This is a genomic window from Affinirhizobium lemnae (genome assembly GCF_022968395.1).
GTDB lineage: Bacteria > Pseudomonadota > Alphaproteobacteria > Rhizobiales > Rhizobiaceae > Neorhizobium > Neorhizobium lemnae.
Genome location: NZ_JALJQZ010000002.1, coordinates 1 through 20,070, shown reverse-complemented (window position 1 = coordinate 20,070; position 20,070 = coordinate 1). Strand labels below are relative to the sequence as shown.

Genomic DNA, 20,070 nt, shown 5'->3' with positions numbered 1-20,070 from the left:
GACATGGGCGGACGCCGATACAATAAATCAGTTCGAGGGAGTAGCCACGGTTTTGATCGCCTCTGCCATCAAGCTTGGCACATTCACGTTGTCCATATCCTCATCTTTAAAACGCCTAAACGCACCAATCATTAGCATGATTGTTATAGCGCTTATCGAAAGAAGCGGAGCAACAAATAGGCTCACCATTACTAGGCCCGGAACGAACACGACGGGACCCACAAGCAATTGCTTAAAGACGTGATACGACATAACTGACATACCTACAATCACAAGAATAGCTATCGACACTGCCATATAGCGCATCAAGATACGCTGACGGATCTCGCGAATTACAAGAATGCGTTGATGGGCATCGGCATCTAGGGACGTCGCTTCTAAGCGGGACTCTATCTCGTTCAAACGCTTTTTGAGCCCGACCAACTCTTGCGAATCAGTTGGCGCAGTATCGACAGGCAATTCAACAGGGAGGTCGCTAGCCATTACCGGGGATTTGCCCGTTTAAATTCGTAATGAGCTTGAATGAGGTCATTCGGGATCGGCGCGAAGTAACCCCATCGCCTTGTTGACATGTCCCAAGGACCATTTGGCTCATGGGTTAGATCTGAAAGCCTCATGGCGGTCATATGTCCATAAATTCTGTAAATCTGCTCTAGCAGATTATCGTCGTGAGGCGCAATCGGTGCCTGCGGGACAGCAACCTCAGAAACGGCATCAATACCTTGTACGCGGAAGGCGTTATAAACATCGGGTATTACAGGCCCATACTTCCAGGCTTCAATTTTATTATAGATTAAAGGTGCCTTGCGCATTTCAAGATGCCAACCATGAGAAATGTAAACCAGCTTTAGAAGCTGCATGATAGACAATACCCGACCATCGCGTTTCGCCCGTTCAACGAACCAGTTGGCTATCTGTCGTGCGTCGTACATCTAACCCTCCTGTTCAAGATCGCAGTTTATCGATTTATATGGTGTACATGGTGAACACTTCAAATCACCATTCAACACGAACGATATGCGTCCGCAGCCGTTCACCTCTAACACCTTTCATATACCCTTTGAAGTATCAGGACACATATTGCGAAGAACTCATATGGACTACTCTCTTTCAGTCCGCCCTCTGCCCACATAACGCGATTGCCGGCGAATGCGGCGGCAGGTCTGTTCTTGCTCCAGCACATGGACCTTCAACAGCGCCCAAGCCATCGCAGGTCATATTACCCCTCGAGAACTTGCTATTACTTCTTCTTCGCCTGATCGTGGTGCCATTTGATGGCGTAGAACATGCCGATGCCAAGAACGAGGATCTTGAACGGAAAGAAGACGTAAGGGAACCAATCCCAGACAGAGGCGGATTGCATGCGCATATCTCTGCACTATTGAGTACGCGGACCAGTAGCCCGAAACATCAGCCTTCGACATTGGCCATGTTGACGCATATCAAATCCAGGACGGTAGGGAAGCCTAGAAGCTCCCCGCCCTTTGCCCGATGTAACGCGATTGCGGGCGAATGAGGCGGCCGGTCTGTTCCTGCTCCAGCACATGGGCCGTCCAGCCTGCCATGCGGCCAGCGGCAAACACGTTCGTGAAGCTTTCACGCGGGAAGCCGACCGCTTCCAGCACCAGGGCTGTGTAGAACTCCACATTGGTTTGCAGCGGGCGAAGCGGCTTCTTTTCCTTCAGAAGTTCCAGTGCAACAGCCTCCACCTTGCCCGCAAAACCGATGCGCTCTGATCCCTCCTTGAGCCTCGAGACAGCACCCTTCAGCACATTGGCGCGTGGATCGCGCACGCGGTAGATGCGGTGCCCGAAGCCCATCAGCCTCTCGCCGCGTGCCAGCGTATCTGTCAGCCAGGGCCGGATGTTCTTCTCCGTGCCGATAGCGTCCAGCATATCGAGAACCGGCCCCGGCGCGCCGCCATGCAGAGGCCCTTTCAGAGCACAGAGCCCACCAACGACGGAAGAGAACATTCCGGCCTTGGTCGAAGCAATGACCCGCGCCGTGAAGGTGGAGGCGTTCAGACCGTGATCCGACACGGTGGCGAGATAGGTGTCGAGCGCTGTAACCTTGTCGCTCGTGGGCATTTCATTGCGCAGGAGCTTGAGAAAATCCTCCGCATGCGAGAGGGAGGCATCCGGCGCGATGGGTTTGAGGCCCGATGCTTGCCGCGCAATGGCCGCCGTGAAAACCGGCACCGCGCCAACCGCCATGACGTGATGCGGCAGGTGTTCCTCATCTGGTAGGGCAGAGAGCAGAAGGCGCAAGCGTTCGACCGCGTTGAGGTGGGCGAGACCCGGCAGAAGCGGCTGCATCAGCGTGTGCGCCCGCACCCGCGCCTTGCCGAGAGCCTCCCGTATGCGAGCCGCATCCATTGGCTCCGGTGTCAGGTCGCGCCACAAGAGTTCCAGCACCTGCTCGAAGGACCAGTCAGCAAGCTGATGAAGATGAAAACCGCTGATGATGAGTTCACCCGCCTGCCCATCCACATGGCTGAGGCGGGTTTCCGCCGCCACGACATCATCCAGACCCGCAGCAACCGACTGACCTGCAAGGGTTTGTGCAACAGCGTTGATCGTCATCTCTCTACTCCTCAAACATATCGAATTGCCTTGAGGATGTTGCAGTGCAACTATATGGTCAATCTTGATCGATATAATCAATGTCAGAATATTTATCATGGCCGACAAGTTCATCACCGCCGATGCCGCCGCCGCCGAACTCGGCATAAGCCGCGCCACGCTTTACGCCTATGTGAGCCGCGGCCTGGTTCAAACGAGTGGAACGGCGGATGATCCACGCCGCAGGCTCTACAGCGTGCATGACATCGAGGCACTGAAGAAGCGCAAGAGCGTGGGCCGCAAGCCGAAGGAGGCGGCAGCGCAGGCTCTGGATTGGGGCCTGCCGGTGCTGACATCCTCCATTACGCGGATTTCCGATGCCCGTCTGGCCTATCGCGGGCAGGATGCGGTGGAACTCGCGGAAAGTGCTGCGCTGGAAGATGTGGCTCGCCTTCTCTGGCAGTGCGGTGAGTTCGATCCCTTTGAAGATACGAAGGCGCAGCCGAATGCCTGGGAGCCGGAGCTTCTGGCGCTGACCGAGCCTCTGCCACTGACGGAACGCTGCCAGACTCTGCTGCCTTTTCTGGATGCAGGCCGCATGACCGCCTGGAAGCGGGACAACCGTCGCCTATGGCCCAGTGCGAGCGCCCTTTTGCGCGGCATTGCGGCAGCGTCCGTCAATGCTCAGTCAAGTATCAAACCTCTCCATCTGTTTCTCGCAGAACACTGGGGCTTAGATGATAAAGAGGCCGATCTGATACGGCGAGCTCTCGTTCTTCAGGCCGATCATGAGCTGAACGCCTCCGCCTTTGCCGTGCGGGTTGTCGCTTCTACCGGTACATCCCTCGGTGCCTGCCTTAATGCCGGGCTTTCCGCCCTGAGCGGCCCCATGCATGGCGGCATGACCAGCCTTGTGGAACTGCTGTTCGATGAGCTGGAACGGGTGGGCAATGCGGAGCAGGTGGTGGAGGAGCGTTTGCGGCGGGGCGAAAGCATTCCTGCCTTCCACCACCCGCTTTACCCCAATGGCGATCCGCGCGCGGCTGCCCTTTTGCCGCATCTGCCTGCCGATCCTTTGAGAGACGATCTTCTGCGGGTCATGCTGGAAACGGCGGGCCAGCTGCCCACCTGCGATGTGGCGCTGGTGGCCCTGCGGCGCAGCCTCAGGCTTCCGCGCGGTTCCGCCCTGGCGCTTTTCGCCATTGCCAGAACCGTGGGCTGGATTGCCCACGCGCTCGAACAGCGGCAGGATGAGAAGCTCATTCGTCCCCGCGCTCGCTATGTCGGCCCGGAAATTTCGTAAGCACTGCGAAAAAAATCGCATCCGCTTCGGAATAAATTTCATTGCCGCTGCGTATATTGGGGCATGAGCGACAAGAGAAACCCGTTCGATGTTCTAAACCAGCTGGCAACGCTTCGGCGTTATGCCCGTTCGCTCGTTCGCAACGCGGACGATGCGGAAGATCTGGTGCATGATGCATTGGTGCGCGCCTACGAGAAGAAATCGACATTCCGCACCGGCGGCAACCTGCGCAACTGGCTGCTCTCCATCGTTCACAACACGCATATCGACCGGCTGCGCCGTCAGCGTTCGACGGACAACCGGCACAATGCAGCAGCCGAGGTGGCGGAAACCGCGCATCATCCGGACCCGGATCAATCCATCCGGCTGAAGCAGTTGCGGGAAGCCTTCTTTGCTTTGCCGGAAGAGCAGCGCGATGCGCTGCATCTGGTGGCCATTGAAGGGCTTTCCTACCAGGAAGCCGCCAATGCGCTGTCCATTCCCGTCGGCACGCTGATGTCGCGCATTTCCCGCGCACGCCAGCGCCTGCGGGAGTTCGAAGAAAGCGGCCGCAAGCCGCTGGATGCCAATCACCTGAGACTAATTGAAGGGGGCCGCGATGACACCCGTTGACCCGATCCAGAGTTCCGATCTCGAAGCCTATATCGACGACCAGCTGACAGCCAGCCGTCGGATCGAGGTTGAATCCTATCTGTCGGAAAACCCGGATGTGGCCGCGCGCGTCATGGCGGATCTGGCGATCCGTGGCGAACTTCGCCTGGCTTTGTCGAGCGGGCGTAACCATGGTCGGGCCGAAACGCGGGAGGCTGCACGCCGCCTTCAATCTGCCCTTTCGCGAGGTGCCTACCTGCGCACGTTTCAGCGAATGGCGGCAACGGTGGCGCTGGTGGCGGCAGGATGGATGCTGAGCCAGCATTACGGCCCGCTGACCATTTCCAAGGTAGAGGCTTCCACCCCGGCACCGGCCTTCGTGGAAGAGGCCATACGGGCGCATGATACTTCGCAGCTGCGGGAAACAATGCCCTCCCAGGCAGGCTCGTCGCGCTACGATGCGGCGGAAATCCGCTCGGCAACCGCCATTGTGATCCCGCAGATCCCGAAGGAGTGGAAGGTCAGCGACGTGCAGATTTTCCCATCCGCCTTCGGTCCGAGCGTCGAGATGTCGCTGACGGATGAAGAAGAGAGGAAGCTTTCGCTCTTTGCCGTGCGTCCCGGCTTTTTTGCCGTGCAGCAGGTGGCGCAGGCCCGAGAAGGCGGCACGCAAGCCTCCTACTGGCAGATTGGCGAAGTGGCCTATGCGCTGGTTTCGGAGCGGCAGGATGCCTCCCGCCTCAACCAGGAGGCGGAGCGCCTTGCCCGCTCTCTCTACTGAACATGAAGAACAACCAACAGGAGTAAGCCATGAATCCGCGTTTTGGATACAATCCGGCCATCCAGTCCCAGGCCGCCTTTGACGAGGGACTGCGCAAGCACATGCTGCGCGTTTACAACTATATGGGCCTCGGCCTCATCATCACCGGTATCGTTGCCTTCATCGTCGGCACGACGCCTGCCCTGTACGTGCCGATCTTCTCCAGCCCGCTGAAGTGGGTGGTGATGCTGGCCCCGCTCGCCTTCGTCTTCTTCTTCTCCTTCAAGCTGCAGACGATGTCGGCCTCCGCCGCGCAAATGACCTTCTGGGCCTTCTGTGCCGTCATGGGCCTGTCGCTCGCTTCCGTGTTCCTCGTGTTCACCGGCGCCAGCATCGCACGCACCTTCTTTATCGCCGCCACCATGTTCGGCGCAACCAGCCTCTACGGCTATGTGACGAAGCGTGATTTGGCAAAGTTCGGTTCGTTCCTGATCATGGGTCTGATCGGTGTGATGATCGCCTCGATCGTCAACATCTTCCTCGGCTCCAGCGCGCTACAGTTTGCTGTCTCCGTTATCGGCATCATCGTCTTCGTCGGCCTGACTGCCTGGGACACCCAGAACATCAAGGAGCAGTATGCCGAAAACTTCGACCAGGAAAGCCAGCAGAAGCTTGCCGTGTTCGGCGCTCTCTCGCTCTACCTGAACTTCGTCAACATCTTCCAGCTTCTGCTGAGCCTTACGGGTCAGCGCGAAGAGTAACCAAGTCCAAACAACCTCAAGGAGGAACTCTACAATGGACTACAACGACCGCCAGGCGATCGAGGGTTTGTTCGGCAAGCTTTCCCACGTGGAAAGCCAGTCCGGACCACGCGATGCGGAAGCGGATGCCTTCATTCGTGATCGCATCGCCAGCCAGCCCGGAGCACCCTATTTCATGGCGCAGACGATCGTTGTGCAGGAACAGGCGCTAGACCAGGCGCAGCGGCGGATCGAGGAGCTGGAATACCAGCTTTCGTCCCGCCCTGCGTCGGGCGGCGGCTTCTTCTCCAGCCTGTTCGGCAGTTCGCAGCCCGCACGCACTGCACCGCAAGCATCGCATCAGGGCATGATGCCAGGTGGCATGCAGGCTGGCCCCCGCAACCCCGGCAATCCCTGGGGTGGCCAGCAGCAGGGCTATGGTCACGCGCAACCGGCCCGTGGCGGCGGCTTCCTCGCCGGTGCTGCACAGACAGCCATGGGCGTGGCTGGCGGCGTGCTTCTAGGTAACGCCATTGCCGGCATGATTGGCGGCGACGAGGCGCAGGCAGCCGAAACTCCCACCGAGGAACCGGCAGATGATGCAGGCATGGAAGAAGACATGCAGTTCTGATTTCTATCCCTCTTGATAGACGGACTTGAACTTGCCCGGACTGAAAGGTCCGGGCATTTTTATAGCGTGAAACCGCTCAACCTTTGAGCCAGCATCGTGAGCCCGTCCACATCGGCATTGGCAACGGCAAAGCGTAGATACTGCTCCTGACCGGGCCCGAAATAGCTGCCTGGAATGCAAGAAACACCAGCCCTTTTGGCGAGCGCTTCAGCGACCTGTGCCGATTGCATACCTTCGAAAGGGTGCCGCACGAAGGCGAAATAGGCCCCCAACGCATCGAGCTTCCAGTCCGAAACGCTGTGCATGACGTAGGACAGGGCCCTTGCGCGTCTCAGAATTTCCTGTCTGTTCTCCTCCCGCCAATCGGCAAGAAGCGGCAACGCGGTAGCCACGGCAGCCTGACCCGCGCGCGGCGCACAGATCTGCAGATTATCCATGACCTTCGCCACCTGCGCGATGAAAGCGGGACCAGCCGTGATGGCACCGAGCCGATGGCCGGGGATACAGAAGCTCTTTGAGAAACTGTAGAGCGAGACGATGGAACTTTCCCAGTCCGGACGTGAGAAAAGCGCATGGGGTGCGGCACCGGCTGAGGGCAGAAAATCCCGATAGGTTTCATCGAGGATCAGCCAGATACCACGGGAATGGCAGAGATCCGCAATCTCGGCCAACAACTCGGGCGGATAAATGGCACCCGTCGGATTATTGGGTGAAACGAGAGCAAGCGCCTTTACATCCGGACCAATCTGCGCCTCGATATCCGCCGCCGTCGGGAGGAAGCCGTTCTCCGCCCGGCACTCGACAAGCTTGGTTGCGATCCCCAGCATGGCGAGCGTGGTCTGGTGGTTGAAATAGTAGGGATTGGTCATCAGGACGGTATCGCCTGCACCAGCAACAGCCATGATTGCGCAGATGAAGGCCTGGTTGCAGCCGGACGTGATGTGCACATGTCCCGGCGAGAGAGACGCCCCGTAAACCTCGCTGACATGCGCAGCGTAAGCCTCCCGCAAAACACCATCGCCCTCGATTGGGCCGTAGCCGGTCGAGGCGCGCGAGGATGCCGCTTCGCCCAGAAGCTGAAGCATTTTCGGGTGCGTAGGATAGCCCGGTACCGCCTGCGACAGGTCAATCAGTGGACCTTTTGCACCATCATAGGCCCGCGCCCAGGCCTGCACGGAGGGTACTGGCGGAGGTGAAATCTGTTCGATCAAAGGGTTGAAGGCGGGCACGGATGACATGGTGTTCAGCAATCTCAGTTCAGACTCTCTGGCCAGCACCAGCATGGCTCAACGCCAAAATGTCAATTGATTTAGAAGATCTTTTCGTTCGATATTGCTGAAAGCGAAGGCAGGATAGTCCGTCGCCCATTTTTACAGCAGCAATCGGGATTGTGGTCATGGTCTGGAATGATGAGAAACTGGCGGCACTGCGGGCAAAGTATGGAGAGGGCAGCGAGATCTTCGATCCGGCCTTTGCCAAGGTCGGCACCAAGGTTTTCAAGAACGGAACGCGGGCCGCTCCCTATGCCGGCATCCCCACTCTCCTCTACGCACCACACCTTGCCGTCGCAGCCGACAACCCGGATTTTCAGGATCTTCAGGTCGCCCTGATCGGCGTCCCGATGGATCTTGGCGTCACCAACCGTCCCGGCTCACGCTTCGGGCCACGCGCACTCCGCTCGATCGACCGCATCGGCCCCTATAACCACGTGCTTGGCTGTACACCGGTGCACGAGTTGCGGGTTGCCGATATCGGCGATGTTCCCTTCCGCAGCCGATACCGGCTCGAGATGAGCCACGAGGATATTGAAAAGCGCTTCAACCAGATCGTCGATGCAGGTGTTGTACCGCTCGCCGTTGGCGGCGATCACTCGATTACCCATTCCATTCTCAAGGCAGTCGGCAAGAACAGGCCCGTCGGACTGATCCATATCGATGCCCATTGCGACACCGGTGGCTCTTTCGACCAGACGAAATTTCATCATGGCGGGCCGTTCCGCAATGCCGTTCTGGATGGCGTGCTGGATCCAACCCGAACGATACAGATCGGCATTCGCGGTTCATCGGAATATCTCTGGGAGTTTTCCTACGAGAGCGGGATGACGGTCATTCATGCCGAAGAGGTGACCGGGCTCGGGCTTCCAGCCATCATCGAAAAGGCGCGCGCCATCGTCGGCGACGGCCCAACCTACATGTCCTTCGATATCGATAGCCTCGATCCGGCTTTTGCACCTGGTACAGGCACGCCGGAAGTGGGAGGCCTGACGACGCGCGAAGTTCTGGAACTACTGCGCGGCCTGAAGGGCATCAACCTTGTCGGCGGCGACGTGGTGGAAGTGGCGCCCGAATATGACGCCACTCACAATACGGCTCATGCGGGGGCACAGGTTCTGTTCGAACTGCTGAGCCTGATGGCCTTCAGCCCTGCATTGAAAACCTGAAAAGGAAGCTGGCCGTTGACCGAAACGGCCAGCTTGATCCTCAATCAGCTCTTGGAGAAGACGTAATCGGTTTCCTGGCGAAGCACTTCGCCGGGGCGCAGCACCGCATTCGGGAAGCCCGGGTGATTGATGGCATCCGGCCAGATCTGCGTTTCCAGGCAAAGCCCCGCATAAGGACCGTAGAGCTTGCCGGAGAGACCGGGAACGGTCGGCTTCAGCTTGAAGCCGCCATAGAGCTGAACCCCCGGCTCCGTGGTGCGGACTTCCAGAGAAACGCCGGAATTGACGCTGCGTACCAGCGCGACAGACCGCTTCTCCACACGTTGGCTGGAGAGGCAGTAATTATGGTCGAAATCCACCTGCGCGCCGTTTTCATCCGTGCGGCGCAATGAGCCAAGCTGTCGCAGATCCATAGGGGTTCCTGCCACAGGCAACTGCTTGCCTGTCGGCACCTGATGTTCGTCGAGCTCCAGATAATGATCGGCGGCAATCATGATGTCGTGGCCCAGCGTATCGTCCCGGCCATCGAGGTTGAAATAGGTGTGCTGGCAGATATTCGCGAGCGTCGGCGCGTCCGTCACGCTCTCATAGACCACGTTCAGAACACCCTCATCCTTCAATTCATAGGTCGCGGTGACCGTGCAATTGCCGGGATAGCCGCCGCGGCCATCGGGATCGGTGACTTGCAGGATAACCTTGTTTTCGGCATGCGCAACAATCGTCCAGTTGGTCTTGCCCAACCCATCGCTGCCGCCATGCAGATGCGTATTGCCGTTCTGGTTCAGATCCAGCTGATAATGCCTGCCATCCAGCGTGAACTGGCCTTTGCCGATGCGATTGGCGACACGCCCCGGTGTCGCACCAAAATAGGAGGAATACTTAGGATAATCATCGAAATTGTCGAAGCCCAGCACCAGCGGTGCGTCGTGTCCTTCAAGGCGCAGATCCTGAATGACAGCACCCCAGGTGATGACATGGGCGGTCAGCCCGCCGCCGGAAATCTTCACCCGGTAAACCGTTTCGCCCTTGGGAGTGGTGCCGAAGATTTCGCCCTGCGTCGTCATCATTATCGTCCTTTCGAATTTGCGCGGCAAACTGCGTCAAAATCCTGCGCTTCGCAATCCTTGAAATATATCAGCGGGCGAGTTGCCGCGTTGCCTGCTCCAGCCCCTGCAAAGTCAGCGGAAACATGCGGTCATTCAGCAGCTGACGCATGATGACAAGCGATTGCGTATAGTCCCAATGCCCCTGCGGCACCGGATTGATCCAGGCGACACGATGAAAATGCCCGGTCATCCGGGCGATCCATGCGGCTCCCGGCTCCTTATTCCAGTGCTCGACGGAACCACCCGCATGGGTGATCTCATAGGGGCTCATAGTGGCATCACCGACGAAGATGACCTTATAGTCCGGGCCATAGCTGCGCAGGATATCGGTAACCGGCAGACGCTCGGACCGGCGGCGATTGTCGCGCCACACGCTCTCGTAGAGGCAGTTGTGGAAGTAGAAATGCTCCAGATGCCGGAACTCGGAGCGGGCCGCAGAAAACAGTTCCTCGACCACCATGACATGATCGTCCATTGAGCCGCCGACATCGAAGAACATCAGCAGCTTCACAGCGTTGCGCCGCTCCGGCCGCGTCTGCACATCGAGATAGCCGTGTTCAGCGGTAGAGCGAATGGTGCCGGCAAGATCCAGCTCGTCCGCAGCCCCTTCGCGTACCCAGCGGCGCAGGCGCTTCAAAGCGATCTTGATGTTGCGGGTGCCGATTTCGCGGCTATCGTCGAAGTCGAGGAACTCGCGTTTGTCCCACACCTTCACCGCCTTGCGGTGGCGCGAGCCTTCCTGGCCGATCCGAACGCCTTCCGGGTTATAGCCATAGGCACCGAAGGGAGAGGTTCCGGCGGTGCCGATCCATTTGGAGCCGCCCTGATGGCGGCCTTTCTGCTCTTCCAACCGTTTTTTGAGCGTTTCCATCAGCTTGTCGAAGCCGCCAAGCGACTCGACGAGCGCCTTCTCTGCCGGCGTCAGATGCTTCTCGGCCAGCTTGCGCAGCCAGTCTTCCGGCAGCGTTTCGACATCGACGCCATCTGCACCTGAGATAGCCGTCAGACCCCGAAAATGCTGAGAGAACACCTGATCGAAACGGTCGATGAACCGCTCATCCTTCACAAGCGCCGTTCGCGCAAGGAAATAGAAGGCTTCGACATCGAAATCCGCAAGCCCTGCTTCCATTCCTCCCAGCAGATCCAGGAATTCCCTGAGCGTCACCGGGACCTTCGCTTGTCTAAGCTTCAGGAAGAAGGGGATGAGCATGATGCCTTACCGAATTCCAATCTGCTCCAGATCATAATGCGTGGTCTGGTAGATCTCGTTGATCCAGTTGCCGAAAAACAGATGCGCATGGCTGCGCCAGCGGTTCTGCGGCGTCAGTGTAACATCGTTATGCGGGAAATAATTGTGCGGCATCTTGATCGGCACGCCCGCGTTCACATCCCGGAAATATTCGTCCGCCAGCGAGGTGGAGTCATATTCCACATGGTTGAACATATAGAGCCGGTTGCCGCGCTTCTCGTGCACGAGGCAAACGCCCATCTCATCGGATTCCATCAGGATTTCCAGACCCGGCACCTTTTCGATATCGGCTCGGCGCACCTCCGTCCAGCGGGACACCGGCACCTGGAAATCATCCGAGAAGCCATTGAGATAGATGGAGGACGGGCAGAGATTGCGGTGACGATAGACGCCGAACGCCTTGGTCTTCAGCTCATGCTTCGGCACCTTGTGGAAGTGGTAGATGGCCGCCATCGCGCCCCAGCAGACATTCAGCGTTGAATGGACATTGGTCTCCGTCCAGTCGAAGATCTGCTGCATCTCGTCCCAATAGGTCACATCTTCATATTGCAGCGTTTCGACCGGCGCGCCGGTGATGATGAAGCCATCGAACTTGCGGTGCTTCACCTCTTCCCAAGTCTCGTAGAAGGATAGAAGGTGCTCTTCAGAGGTGTTCTTTGCCTTGTGGCCACCGATCCGTACAAGAGACAGCTCTACCTGCAAGGGAGAAGCGCCGACCAGGCGTGCCATCTGCACTTCGGTCTTGATCTTGTTCGGCATGAGATTGAGCAGGCCGATCTGCAGCGGGCGGATATCCTGCCGCACGGCCACCGTCTCGGTCATGACCCGAACGCCTTCATTGACCAACGTCTCAAAAGCGGGAAGCGTATCTGGAATCTTGATCGGCATGGTTCGAACTCGACAAAAACAAAAAAACCGGTGGCGATAGTCGCGACCGGTCCGGGGAAAAGGATTTGTCTCTCTTCTCGCGGCCCTTTAGCGACTTATTTAACGTGGCTGCAAGCCGACCGGCCAAATCACCACGATGAGCCTTCTAAATAGGCCCTTATTCCGCCGAGGTCAATGAGGGGGTGGGAGACGCACTCCCCGCCTACCGCTCGCGCCTCGCCATGAACGCCAGCCGCTCGAAGAGATGCACGTCCTGCTCGTTCTTCAGAAGGGCACCGTGCAACTTTGGCAGCGCGTTCTTCACGTCGGCGCGCAGATCGTCCGGATCCACATCGTCGGAAACCAGAAGCCGGATCCAGTCGAGCGCCTCGGATGTTGAGGGCTTCTTCTTCAGCCCCGGCATCTCGCGGATCTCGTAGAACTGGGTCAGCGCCGCGCTCACCAGTTTCTGCTTGATGCCGGGATAGTGCACTTCCACGATGCGCGACAGCGTCTCGGCATCCGGAAAGCGGATATAATGGAAGAAGCAGCGACGCAGGAAGGCATCCGGCAGCTCCTTCTCGTTATTGGAGGTAATGATGACAATGGGCCGCACCTTGGCTTTCACGGTCTCGCCTGTCTCGTAGACGTGGAATTCCATGCGGTCGAGTTCCTGAAGAAGGTCGTTCGGAAACTCGATGTCGGCCTTGTCGATCTCGTCGATCAGAAGCACGATCTTTTGTTCTGCGGCGAAGGCCTGCCACAACTTGCCGCGCCGGATATAGTTGGAAACCTCGTTGACACGCGGATCGCCCAGCTGGCTATCGCGCAGGCGCGAAACGGCATCATATTCATAGAGCCCCTGCTGCGCCTTGGTGGTGGATTTGATGTTCCACTCGATCATCTCCAGACCGAGCGCCGCCGCCACCTGTCGCGCCAGCTCGGTTTTGCCGGTGCCGGGTTCACCTTTCACCAGAAGCGGGCGTTCCAGCCGGATCGCGGCATTGACGGCGACCATCAAATCCTTGTCGGCAATGTAGTCGGCGGTTCCGGTAAACTGCATCTCTCATTCTCCCTGCTGGCCGCGAACCTAATAAGTGAGATGACGTGAAGCAAGAGTGCCGGAAAACCGGCGAATCCCGCTTTCCTTCTACGCCGCGAATAGGCTATGGGCAGACCCCATGAGCACACCGACATTTTCCATTCTTCTGGGCGGCAACATTACCGTGACGGACCGGCTGCGTGCCGTGACGAAAGGCAGCCGCGTGATCGCCGCCGATAGCGGCATTCGCCACGCAAGCGCGCTGGGCCTGATACCGGAAATATGGGTCGGGGATTTCGATTCCAGTGACGATGCGCTGAAGGCCGCCTATCCGAAGATCGAGCGCCGCGCCTACCCCGCCTCCAAGGCCGCGACGGACGGAGAGATCGCGATTGCGGAAGCGATTTCACGCGGCGCGGAGCGGTTGATCCTCGTTGGTGCGCTGGGTGGAGAACGGTCGGACCATGTGCTGCAACACTATCTCTCGGCCCTCAGCCTTGCTGAAGACAATTTCGAGGTCATGCTGACCTCTGGCGAGGAAGAAGCCTTCCCGCTGTGCAATGATGCGGGAATGGAGCTGGACCTGCCCAAGGGTTCGCTGTTTTCGGTGCTCGGCTTTACGGTGCTGGAAGGATTGACTGTCCGCAACGCGCGCTATCCTTTGAAGAATTTCAAACTGACCTTCGGCTCCTCCCGGACCATCTCGAATATTGCAGAAGGGATGATTTCGGTCACGCTCTCCAAGGGTCGCGCCATGCTGCTGGCCCGCCCCTATGACATGTCGGGAGCCTGACGCACATGGCACCTCCCATTCTCAAGCTCGATGACATTCGCTTAAGCTTCGGTGGCACACCGCTGCTCGACGGCGCCAACTTTCAGGTTGAGCCCGGCGACCGTATCTGTCTTGTGGGACGCAACGGTTCAGGCAAATCCACCCTGATGAAAATCGCTGTGGGGCTTGTGGAAGCGCAATCGGGCGAAGTCTTCCGCCACCCTTCCTCCACCATCCGCTATCTGGAACAGGCGCCGGATTTTGCCGGATACACGACGGTGCAGGCCTATTGCGAGGCGGGACTGGGGCCGGGTGACGACCCGTACCGCGTGACCTATCTGCTCAGTCATCTGGGCCTGACGGGTGAGGAAGATCCGCGCCGTCTGTCCGGTGGCGAAGCACGCCGTGCGGCACTTGCCCGTGTCATGGCGCCGGAACCCGACATCCTGATGCTGGACGAGCCGACCAACCATCTGGACCTGCCGACCATCGAATGGTTGGAAGGCGAAATGCTGAAGAGCCGCAGTGCACTGGTTCTCATCTCGCACGACCGCCGCTTTCTCGAAAAGGTTTCGACCGCCGTCGTCTGGCTGGATCGCGGCACCTCGCGCCGCATGGATCGCGGCTTTGCCCATTTCGAAGCCTGGCGCGATGAGGTGCTGGAAGCGGAAGAGCTCGAACAACACAAGCTGGGGCGGCAGATCGAGCGCGAGGAGCATTGGCTTCGCTACGGCGTAACCGCGCGCCGCAAGCGCAATATGCGCCGTCTGGGCGAACTGCAGAGCCTGCGAGCGGAATACCGCGGCCATCGCGGTCCGCAAGGCACCATTCAGGCGAGCGCCACCGAGGGCAAGGAAAGCGGCAAGCTGGTGATCGAGGCGGAAGCCATCACCAAGCGGTATGAAGAGCGCCAGATCGTCGCGCCTTTCTCCATCCGCGTTCATCGTGGCGACTGCATTGGTCTTGTCGGCCCCAATGGCGCAGGCAAGACGACGCTTCTAAAGATGCTGACGGGACAATTGGAACCGGATTCCGGCACGATCAAACTCGGCACCAATCTGGAAATCGCAACGCTCGACCAGAAGCGCGAGGACCTGAACCTTGATGACACGCTGAGTCACTACCTGACAGATGGACGCGGCGAGAACCTGCTGGTGAATGGCGAGCAGCGCCACGTCGCTGGTTACATGAAGGACTTTCTGTTCCAGCCGGAGCAGATGCGCACGCCGATCCGCAACCTTTCCGGTGGCGAGCGCGCGCGCCTCATTCTGGCCCGCATCATGGCACGGCCCTCGAACCTGCTGATCCTCGACGAACCGACCAACGACCTCGACATCGAGACGCTGGATCTCTTGCAGGAAATCGTCTCCGGCTTCAGCGGCACCGTCATCCTTGTCAGCCACGATCGTGACTTCCTCGATCGCACCGTGACATCCACCATCGCGCCGGCAAATCCGGAAGCGCCTGACGGACGCTGGATCGAATATGCCGGCGGCTATACGGACATGATGGCGCAGCGCAAAGGCGCGCTGGAGGAAAAGCGCAAGGCCGAGAAGGAGAAGGCCAAGGCGGAAGCCGCTTCCGCACCGGCTCAAGCCTCGACACCCAAAGCGCAGGGCAAGCTTTCCTATAAGCAGAAATTCGCGCTCGAAAACCTGCCAAAAGAGATGGACAAGATCGGCAAGGACATTGCCGCCCGCGAGGCGAAGATGGCCGATCCCAACCTCTTCACCAAGGATCCGGCCGCCTTCAACCGCCTCGCCTCAGAGATGGAAGCCCTGCGCACCAAGCTGACAGCCATAGAAGAAGAATGGCTGGAGCTCGAAATGCTGCGGGAAGAGCTGGAAGGCTGAACTCGCTTAAGTTTGTGTTAAGATTAATGTTTCGTTAGTTTTCCGGAATTGAGTCACGTCCCGGAACAAATCCCATATTGGCACGTTCGGAGGCTACAGGGTCGGAAATGCGGTTCCGGCTATGTTAGCGTTCAACGAAGGGATGTCCCCCATGTCGGCTCAAGTTATGCGTCGTCGGCTGGAAGATACAGCCATGGATCAAAGAGTTCTGATTGTCGAAGATGAATTTCTGATCGCTCTCGATATCGCCGAGACCATTGAGGAAATGGGATTGACGGTAGCCGGTTTTGCCAGCGGTCGAGACCATGCTTTGGCGCTGGCCCCGCACGCGGATATCGCCTTCGTCGACGTTAACCTGTCCGACGGTGCGACCGGTCCCTCCATCGGACGCGAGCTGGCAGAGCGGTTCGGGATCACCGTTGTCTTCATGACGGCTAACCCGGAACAACTGGAAGGTCAGGACGTGCGCCCGCTCGGTGTCCTGACGAAACCCGTCATGCCGCATATCCTGCAGGATACCGTTTCCTATGCCATTGCAAACCGCATCGGCAGCATTGCGGCTATGCCACAGCAGTTGCGGACTTTGACTGCGGCCAACCGTTAAGCGCGGACCGCTTGCCAAACAGCGAGCCGCCCGATACATGTTTCGACGCTCTAACGGGGTGCCATGAAGATGGCTGAGAGGTTTTCGATCTGGAAGCCAACCCGCGGAACCTGATCCGGTTAACACCGGCGGAGGGATTAGACCGTTCAAATCGACGCCTATTCCCTGAACTCTTTTGGTCGAGGTGGCGTTGATGAAATCTCCCCTAGGAATTTTTTGTGGTCTTCTCGGTCTGTTGCTGGCACCAACCAGCAACGCTCAGGAAGCGAAAAGCCTCACAGTCTATACCTATGAAAGCTTCATCTCGAAGTGGGGCCCCGGACCGAAGGTCAAGGCGGCTTTCGAGAAGACATGTGGCTGCACGGTCACCTTCGTCGGCGTTTCGGATGGCGTGGCGCTGCTGACGCGGCTGAAGCTGGAAGGTCAGACGTCGAAGGCCGATATTGCCCTCGGCCTCGACACCAATCTCATCGAGGAAGCCAAGCAGATAGGCCTTTTTGCACCCCACGGCATCGATACGGCCTCCGCCAAGGTTCCCGGAAGTTTCAAGGACGACGTCTTCGTTCCTTATGACTACGGGCATTTCGCCGTCGTCTACGATACACAAGTCCTGAAAACGCCGCCAAAGAGCCTGAAAGACCTGGTTGAGGGCGATGCCTCACAGAAAATCGTGATCCAGGATCCACGCACGTCAACGCCCGGTCTCGGCCTGCTTCTCTGGGTCAAATCGGTCTATGGCGACAAGGCACCGGAGGCCTGGGCAAAGCTGAAGAACCGCGTTCTGACAGTCACGCCCGGCTGGTCGGAAGCCTATGGCCTGTTTACCAAGGGCGAGGCGCCGATGGTGCTCTCCTATGTCACCTCGCCCGCCTATCACATGGTCGAGGAAAAGACGGATCGCTATCAGGCTGCCAAGTTCGAAGAGGGACACTACATTCAGATCGAAGTGGCGGGCATGCTGAAGGCAAGCCAGAATCAGGATCTGGCCCGCAAATTCCTCTCCTTCACGCTATCGCCCGAGTTTCAGGTGATCATTCCGACGACAAACTGGATGATGCCAGTGGCGCCGACATCGAGCCCCCTGCCGGACGCCTTTTCCAAACTGCCGCAGCCGGAAAAAACCTTCCTGATGCCGTCAGCCGAGGTTGCCAAGAATCGTCAGGCCTGGATCCGAGAGTGGCAGACGGCCATGAGCGCAAAGTAAGACCGAATGCTGACACGGTCTGAACAGCAGCGCGGGCTGGCGGGTGGCGTTGCGGCACTGACCGTCATCGCTCTGCTCGTTCTGGTGCCCGTGGCCGTTCTTCTGGCATTCGCTCCCACCGGTCTTGTCCAGGGCAGTGTGGTGGACGACTATACCCTCAGCCTGCTGCGTTTCACTTTATCGCAGGCTATCCTCTCCACTGCGCTTTCCCTGTGTCTTGCGCTGCCGGTCGCCTTGGCGCTGGCTCGGCAGACGAAATTCCCCGGGCGTATCTGGCTCGTGCGCCTCATGGCCTTGCCCATGGGACTGCCTGTTCTTATCGGTGCGCTCGGCCTCATTGGCATCTTCGGGCGACAGGGACTTGTGAACAAGGCGCTTCTAGCTTTGGGTCTTGAGCAACCCATCAGCATCTATGGCCTGAGCGGTATTCTGATTGCCCACGTCTTTTTCAACCTGCCGCTTGCAACACGCATGATGCTGGCGGCCTTGGAGCGACTGCCCCAGGAATACTGGCGGTTGACGGCAAGTCTCGGCATGAGGCGCCTGTCTATTCTTCGCTACGTGGAGCTACCCGCTCTCATGCGTGTCATTCCGGCGACCGGCGGGCTTATCTTCATGCTCTGCGCCACCAGTTTCACGCTGGTGCTGGTTCTGGGCGGCGGCCCTGCCGCCACGACGCTCGAAGTGGCCATCTATCAGGCACTGCGTTTCGATTTCGATCCGCCGCGCGCAATTGCACTTGCTTTGATGCAGATGGCGGTGACTACGATCATATTACTCTGCTTAAACCTGCTGCCGAAGGCGAAAGACACGGCCGTCGGCGAAGGGCGATTGTGGAACCGCTATGATGGCCGCTCGCGCCTTGCCCGCAGCAGCGACGCCATCATCATTCTCCTGGCCACCGCTTTTCTGATTCTGCCGCTTGCGATGATCCTCGTGTCCGGACTGTCGGCTGACCTTGTGCGGCTCGCCCTGGAGCCAGATTTCCGGCAGGCACTGCTCACCAGTCTTTCTATCGCTTTCTGCGCAGGCGCGTCAGCGGTCACCATCGGTTTCGGGATCATTGGCGCCGATCATGTGCTTAGCGCTCGAAGAACGAACTCCCGGTCCTCTCGCGTGCTTGGGTCAAGCCTTTCGGCAGCATCTTCCCTCGTGCTGCTCGTGCCGCCGGTGGTGCTGGGAACCGGCTGGTTCCTGTCACTGAGGCCCTTCGGCGATGTCAATCTCTTCGCACCGGCGATCATCGCCGCCATCAATATGCTGATGGCGCTTCCTTTCGTGATCCGCGTGATCGAGCCTGCCATTAGGGCGCATGCAGCACAGACGGACAGGCTCTGCGCCCATCTTGGCCTGACAGGGTGGGCCCGCTTCCGGATCGTCGATTGGCCAATCCTTTTCAGGCCAGCCTTGACGGCACTCTCCTTTGCCATGGCGCTCTCACTGGGCGATCTGGGGGCCGTGGCGCTCTTCAGTTCACAGGATCTACTCACCCTTCCGTGGCTGGTCTACAGTAGCATGGGCAGCTACAGAACCGCCGATGCGGATGGGTATGCGCTGCTGCTGGGCCTAGTCTGCCTGGGCTTCACGATCCTTGGCACCGTAGGCAACAGGCGACAGAGATGAGCAAACACAGTCCCGGTCTTGAGATGCGCGCTGTTCGCCTCACGCTCGGAGCGACGAAATTCCACTTCGACTGCTCTGTCAGACCGGGCATCATAACCGCCATCACGGGACCATCCGGGTCAGGCAAATCGACGTTCCTGAATCTCCTGGCCGGTTTCGAACAGCCGGATAGCGGTCAGGTCATCATCAATGGTCGTGATCTATCGAACGCACATCCCGCCGAGCGGCCGATCTCCCTTGTCTTTCAGGATAACAACCTCTTCACGCATCTCGACCTCTTCACCAATATCGGCCTTGGAATCGATCCGGCCCTGAAACTGACCGCGCAGGACAGGCGCGCGGTCAGTGATGCACTGGATTGGATAGGACTATCAGGCATGGAGAAGCGCAAACCCGCGACCCTGTCCGGCGGCGAGCGACAGCGGGTGGCCTTCGCCCGCGCTCTTGTGCGTAAGAAACCGCTTCTATTGCTGGACGAGCCATTTGGGGCGCTGGACCCTGCCCTCCGTGCGGACATGGGAACTCTGCTGCTGAAACTGCATCGCGAAACTGCAAATACCGTGCTTCTCGTCAGTCACAACCCGGATGATATCAGCCGTCTGGCGCAGGACATCATCCATATGGAGAACGGCGAAGTTGTGCAGCGCCTCTAGGTCGTGGTGATGATTTAAGGATTGGGATTCCCAAAAGAGCGCAAATCGGATTCAAAGCTGATTTTGGAGAT

Annotated in this window: 21 protein-coding genes and 2 riboswitches; of the genes, 12 read left to right on the top strand and 9 right to left on the bottom strand. The window is 58.6% G+C overall.

Annotated features, from left to right (window positions below):
• Nucleotides 1-27 precede the first annotated feature (27 nt).
• From MUU53_RS01400 to MUU53_RS01390, 4 genes are all read right to left on the bottom strand, one after another.
• The gene (locus MUU53_RS01400; RefSeq protein ID WP_247259271.1) at nucleotides 28-483 is read right to left on the bottom strand and encodes a hypothetical protein; all 456 of its coding nucleotides are present in this window, start codon (nucleotides 481-483) and stop codon (nucleotides 28-30) included.
• Nucleotides 483-932 (bottom strand): Panacea domain-containing protein, encoded by a 450-nt coding sequence (locus tag MUU53_RS01395; RefSeq protein ID WP_247259270.1) that lies wholly within the window; start codon nucleotides 930-932, stop codon nucleotides 483-485. Before MUU53_RS01395 ends, MUU53_RS01400 begins: the two co-directional genes overlap by 1 nt.
• A gap of 308 nt (nucleotides 933-1,240) precedes the next feature.
• Nucleotides 1,241-1,363 carry a hypothetical protein gene (locus tag MUU53_RS23155; protein ID WP_281360845.1) on the bottom strand — a complete coding sequence of 41 codons (123 nt, stop codon included), beginning with the start codon at nucleotides 1,361-1,363 and terminating at the stop codon, nucleotides 1,241-1,243.
• Nucleotides 1,364-1,466: 103 nt separating this feature from the next.
• Nucleotides 1,467-2,582 (bottom strand): citrate synthase/methylcitrate synthase, encoded by a 1,116-nt coding sequence (locus tag MUU53_RS01390; protein ID WP_247259269.1) that lies wholly within the window; start codon nucleotides 2,580-2,582, stop codon nucleotides 1,467-1,469.
• A 97-nt stretch (nucleotides 2,583-2,679) separates the two neighbouring features.
• Between MUU53_RS01390 and MUU53_RS01385 the strand changes: the two genes are divergently transcribed.
• The 5 genes from MUU53_RS01385 to MUU53_RS01365 all read left to right on the top strand — a co-directional run bounded on the left by MUU53_RS01385 (nucleotide 2,680) and on the right by MUU53_RS01365 (nucleotide 6,586).
• On the top strand, nucleotides 2,680-3,864 hold the full coding sequence (locus MUU53_RS01385) for a citrate synthase family protein (protein WP_247259268.1): 1,185 nt from the start codon (nucleotides 2,680-2,682) through the stop codon (nucleotides 3,862-3,864).
• A gap of 63 nt (nucleotides 3,865-3,927) precedes the next feature.
• Complete coding sequence (locus MUU53_RS01380) at nucleotides 3,928-4,476, top strand: sigma-70 family RNA polymerase sigma factor (protein ID WP_062556196.1); 549 nt, start codon at nucleotides 3,928-3,930, stop codon at nucleotides 4,474-4,476.
• Nucleotides 4,463-5,236: an anti-sigma factor family protein gene (locus tag MUU53_RS01375; RefSeq protein ID WP_247259267.1), complete on the top strand. Its 774-nt coding sequence runs from the start codon at nucleotides 4,463-4,465 to the stop codon at nucleotides 5,234-5,236. The genes MUU53_RS01380 and MUU53_RS01375 overlap by 14 nt, the downstream gene beginning before the upstream one ends.
• A 29-nt stretch (nucleotides 5,237-5,265) precedes the next feature.
• A complete protein-coding gene (locus MUU53_RS01370; RefSeq protein ID WP_062556198.1) occupies nucleotides 5,266-5,976 on the top strand; it encodes a Bax inhibitor-1/YccA family protein in 711 nt (236 codons plus the stop codon).
• 34 nt (nucleotides 5,977-6,010) lie between these two features.
• Nucleotides 6,011-6,586 (top strand): DUF2076 domain-containing protein, encoded by a 576-nt coding sequence (locus MUU53_RS01365; RefSeq protein ID WP_247259266.1) that lies wholly within the window; start codon nucleotides 6,011-6,013, stop codon nucleotides 6,584-6,586.
• Nucleotides 6,587-6,645: 59 nt separating this feature from the next.
• Here MUU53_RS01365 and MUU53_RS01360 read toward each other — a convergent pair whose 3' ends face one another.
• On the bottom strand, nucleotides 6,646-7,815 hold the full coding sequence (locus tag MUU53_RS01360; RefSeq protein ID WP_247259448.1) for an aminotransferase: 1,170 nt from the start codon (nucleotides 7,813-7,815) through the stop codon (nucleotides 6,646-6,648).
• Between the two features lie 167 nt (nucleotides 7,816-7,982).
• On the opposite strand from MUU53_RS01360, the gene speB reads away from it, so the two are divergent.
• Complete coding sequence (gene speB, locus MUU53_RS01355; RefSeq protein WP_247259265.1) at nucleotides 7,983-9,026, top strand: agmatinase; 1,044 nt, start codon at nucleotides 7,983-7,985, stop codon at nucleotides 9,024-9,026.
• 44 nt (nucleotides 9,027-9,070) lie between these two features.
• On the opposite strand, the gene MUU53_RS01350 is transcribed toward speB, so the two are convergent.
• From MUU53_RS01350 to MUU53_RS01335, 4 genes are all read right to left on the bottom strand, one after another.
• A complete protein-coding gene (locus tag MUU53_RS01350; protein ID WP_247259447.1) occupies nucleotides 9,071-10,090 on the bottom strand; it encodes an aldose epimerase family protein in 1,020 nt (339 codons plus the stop codon).
• 70 nt (nucleotides 10,091-10,160) lie between these two features.
• A complete protein-coding gene (locus MUU53_RS01345) occupies nucleotides 10,161-11,342 on the bottom strand; it encodes a vWA domain-containing protein (protein WP_247259264.1) in 1,182 nt (393 codons plus the stop codon).
• Between the two features lie 6 nt (nucleotides 11,343-11,348).
• Nucleotides 11,349-12,269, bottom strand: coding sequence for a homoserine O-acetyltransferase MetA (gene metA, locus MUU53_RS01340; protein WP_247259263.1), 921 nt, complete (start codon nucleotides 12,267-12,269; stop codon nucleotides 11,349-11,351).
• Nucleotides 12,270-12,336: 67 nt separating this feature from the next.
• Nucleotides 12,337-12,414: riboswitch (SAM riboswitch) on the bottom strand.
• A 57-nt stretch (nucleotides 12,415-12,471) separates the two neighbouring features.
• Nucleotides 12,472-13,311, bottom strand: coding sequence for an AAA family ATPase (locus MUU53_RS01335; RefSeq protein ID WP_247259262.1), 840 nt, complete (start codon nucleotides 13,309-13,311; stop codon nucleotides 12,472-12,474).
• Between the two features lie 118 nt (nucleotides 13,312-13,429).
• Between MUU53_RS01335 and MUU53_RS01330 the strand changes: the two genes are divergently transcribed.
• The 6 genes from MUU53_RS01330 (at nucleotide 13,430) to MUU53_RS01305 (ending at nucleotide 19,999) form a co-directional block, all read left to right on the top strand.
• A complete protein-coding gene (locus tag MUU53_RS01330; RefSeq protein WP_247259261.1) occupies nucleotides 13,430-14,083 on the top strand; it encodes a thiamine diphosphokinase in 654 nt (217 codons plus the stop codon).
• A gap of 5 nt (nucleotides 14,084-14,088) precedes the next feature.
• On the top strand, nucleotides 14,089-15,915 hold the full coding sequence (locus MUU53_RS01325; protein ID WP_247259260.1) for an ABC-F family ATP-binding cassette domain-containing protein: 1,827 nt from the start codon (nucleotides 14,089-14,091) through the stop codon (nucleotides 15,913-15,915).
• 151 nt (nucleotides 15,916-16,066) lie between these two features.
• Entirely contained in the window at nucleotides 16,067-16,519 is a 453-nt protein-coding gene (locus MUU53_RS01320) for a response regulator (protein ID WP_247259259.1), read from the top strand.
• A gap of 44 nt (nucleotides 16,520-16,563) precedes the next feature.
• Nucleotides 16,564-16,673: riboswitch (TPP riboswitch) on the top strand.
• A gap of 39 nt (nucleotides 16,674-16,712) precedes the next feature.
• On the top strand, nucleotides 16,713-17,723 hold the full coding sequence (thiB, locus tag MUU53_RS01315) for a thiamine ABC transporter substrate binding subunit (RefSeq protein WP_247259258.1): 1,011 nt from the start codon (nucleotides 16,713-16,715) through the stop codon (nucleotides 17,721-17,723).
• Between the two features lie 6 nt (nucleotides 17,724-17,729).
• Nucleotides 17,730-19,346 carry a thiamine/thiamine pyrophosphate ABC transporter permease gene (gene thiP / locus MUU53_RS01310; protein WP_247259257.1) on the top strand — a complete coding sequence of 539 codons (1,617 nt, stop codon included), beginning with the start codon at nucleotides 17,730-17,732 and terminating at the stop codon, nucleotides 19,344-19,346.
• Nucleotides 19,343-19,999 (top strand): thiamine ABC transporter ATP-binding protein, encoded by a 657-nt coding sequence (locus tag MUU53_RS01305; protein ID WP_247259256.1) that lies wholly within the window; start codon nucleotides 19,343-19,345, stop codon nucleotides 19,997-19,999. Before thiP ends, MUU53_RS01305 begins: the two co-directional genes overlap by 4 nt.
• Nucleotides 20,000-20,070 lie beyond the last annotated feature (71 nt).

Coding starts and splice junctions, on each gene's coding strand:
- MUU53_RS01380 (WP_062556196.1), top strand. CDS start 3,928: ATGAGCGACAAGAGAAACCCGTTCGATGTTCTAAACCAGCTGGCAACG.
- MUU53_RS01385 (WP_247259268.1), top strand. CDS start 2,680: ATGGCCGACAAGTTCATCACCGCCGATGCCGCCGCCGCCGAACTCGGC.
- speB (WP_247259265.1), top strand. CDS start 7,983: ATGGTCTGGAATGATGAGAAACTGGCGGCACTGCGGGCAAAGTATGGA.
- MUU53_RS01330 (WP_247259261.1), top strand. CDS start 13,430: ATGAGCACACCGACATTTTCCATTCTTCTGGGCGGCAACATTACCGTG.
- MUU53_RS01365 (WP_247259266.1), top strand. CDS start 6,011: ATGGACTACAACGACCGCCAGGCGATCGAGGGTTTGTTCGGCAAGCTT.
- MUU53_RS01335 (WP_247259262.1), bottom strand. CDS start 13,311: ATGCAGTTTACCGGAACCGCCGACTACATTGCCGACAAGGATTTGATG.
- MUU53_RS23155 (WP_281360845.1), bottom strand. CDS start 1,363: ATGCAATCCGCCTCTGTCTGGGATTGGTTCCCTTACGTCTTCTTTCCG.
- MUU53_RS01320 (WP_247259259.1), top strand. CDS start 16,067: ATGTCGGCTCAAGTTATGCGTCGTCGGCTGGAAGATACAGCCATGGAT.
- MUU53_RS01375 (WP_247259267.1), top strand. CDS start 4,463: ATGACACCCGTTGACCCGATCCAGAGTTCCGATCTCGAAGCCTATATC.
- MUU53_RS01350 (WP_247259447.1), bottom strand. CDS start 10,090: ATGACGACGCAGGGCGAAATCTTCGGCACCACTCCCAAGGGCGAAACG.
- MUU53_RS01345 (WP_247259264.1), bottom strand. CDS start 11,342: ATGCTCATCCCCTTCTTCCTGAAGCTTAGACAAGCGAAGGTCCCGGTG.
- MUU53_RS01395 (WP_247259270.1), bottom strand. CDS start 932: ATGTACGACGCACGACAGATAGCCAACTGGTTCGTTGAACGGGCGAAA.
- thiB (WP_247259258.1), top strand. CDS start 16,713: ATGAAATCTCCCCTAGGAATTTTTTGTGGTCTTCTCGGTCTGTTGCTG.
- MUU53_RS01370 (WP_062556198.1), top strand. CDS start 5,266: ATGAATCCGCGTTTTGGATACAATCCGGCCATCCAGTCCCAGGCCGCC.
- MUU53_RS01390 (WP_247259269.1), bottom strand. CDS start 2,582: ATGACGATCAACGCTGTTGCACAAACCCTTGCAGGTCAGTCGGTTGCT.
- metA (WP_247259263.1), bottom strand. CDS start 12,269: ATGCCGATCAAGATTCCAGATACGCTTCCCGCTTTTGAGACGTTGGTC.
- MUU53_RS01305 (WP_247259256.1), top strand. CDS start 19,343: ATGAGCAAACACAGTCCCGGTCTTGAGATGCGCGCTGTTCGCCTCACG.
- MUU53_RS01400 (WP_247259271.1), bottom strand. CDS start 483: ATGGCTAGCGACCTCCCTGTTGAATTGCCTGTCGATACTGCGCCAACT.
- MUU53_RS01325 (WP_247259260.1), top strand. CDS start 14,089: ATGGCACCTCCCATTCTCAAGCTCGATGACATTCGCTTAAGCTTCGGT.
- thiP (WP_247259257.1), top strand. CDS start 17,730: ATGCTGACACGGTCTGAACAGCAGCGCGGGCTGGCGGGTGGCGTTGCG.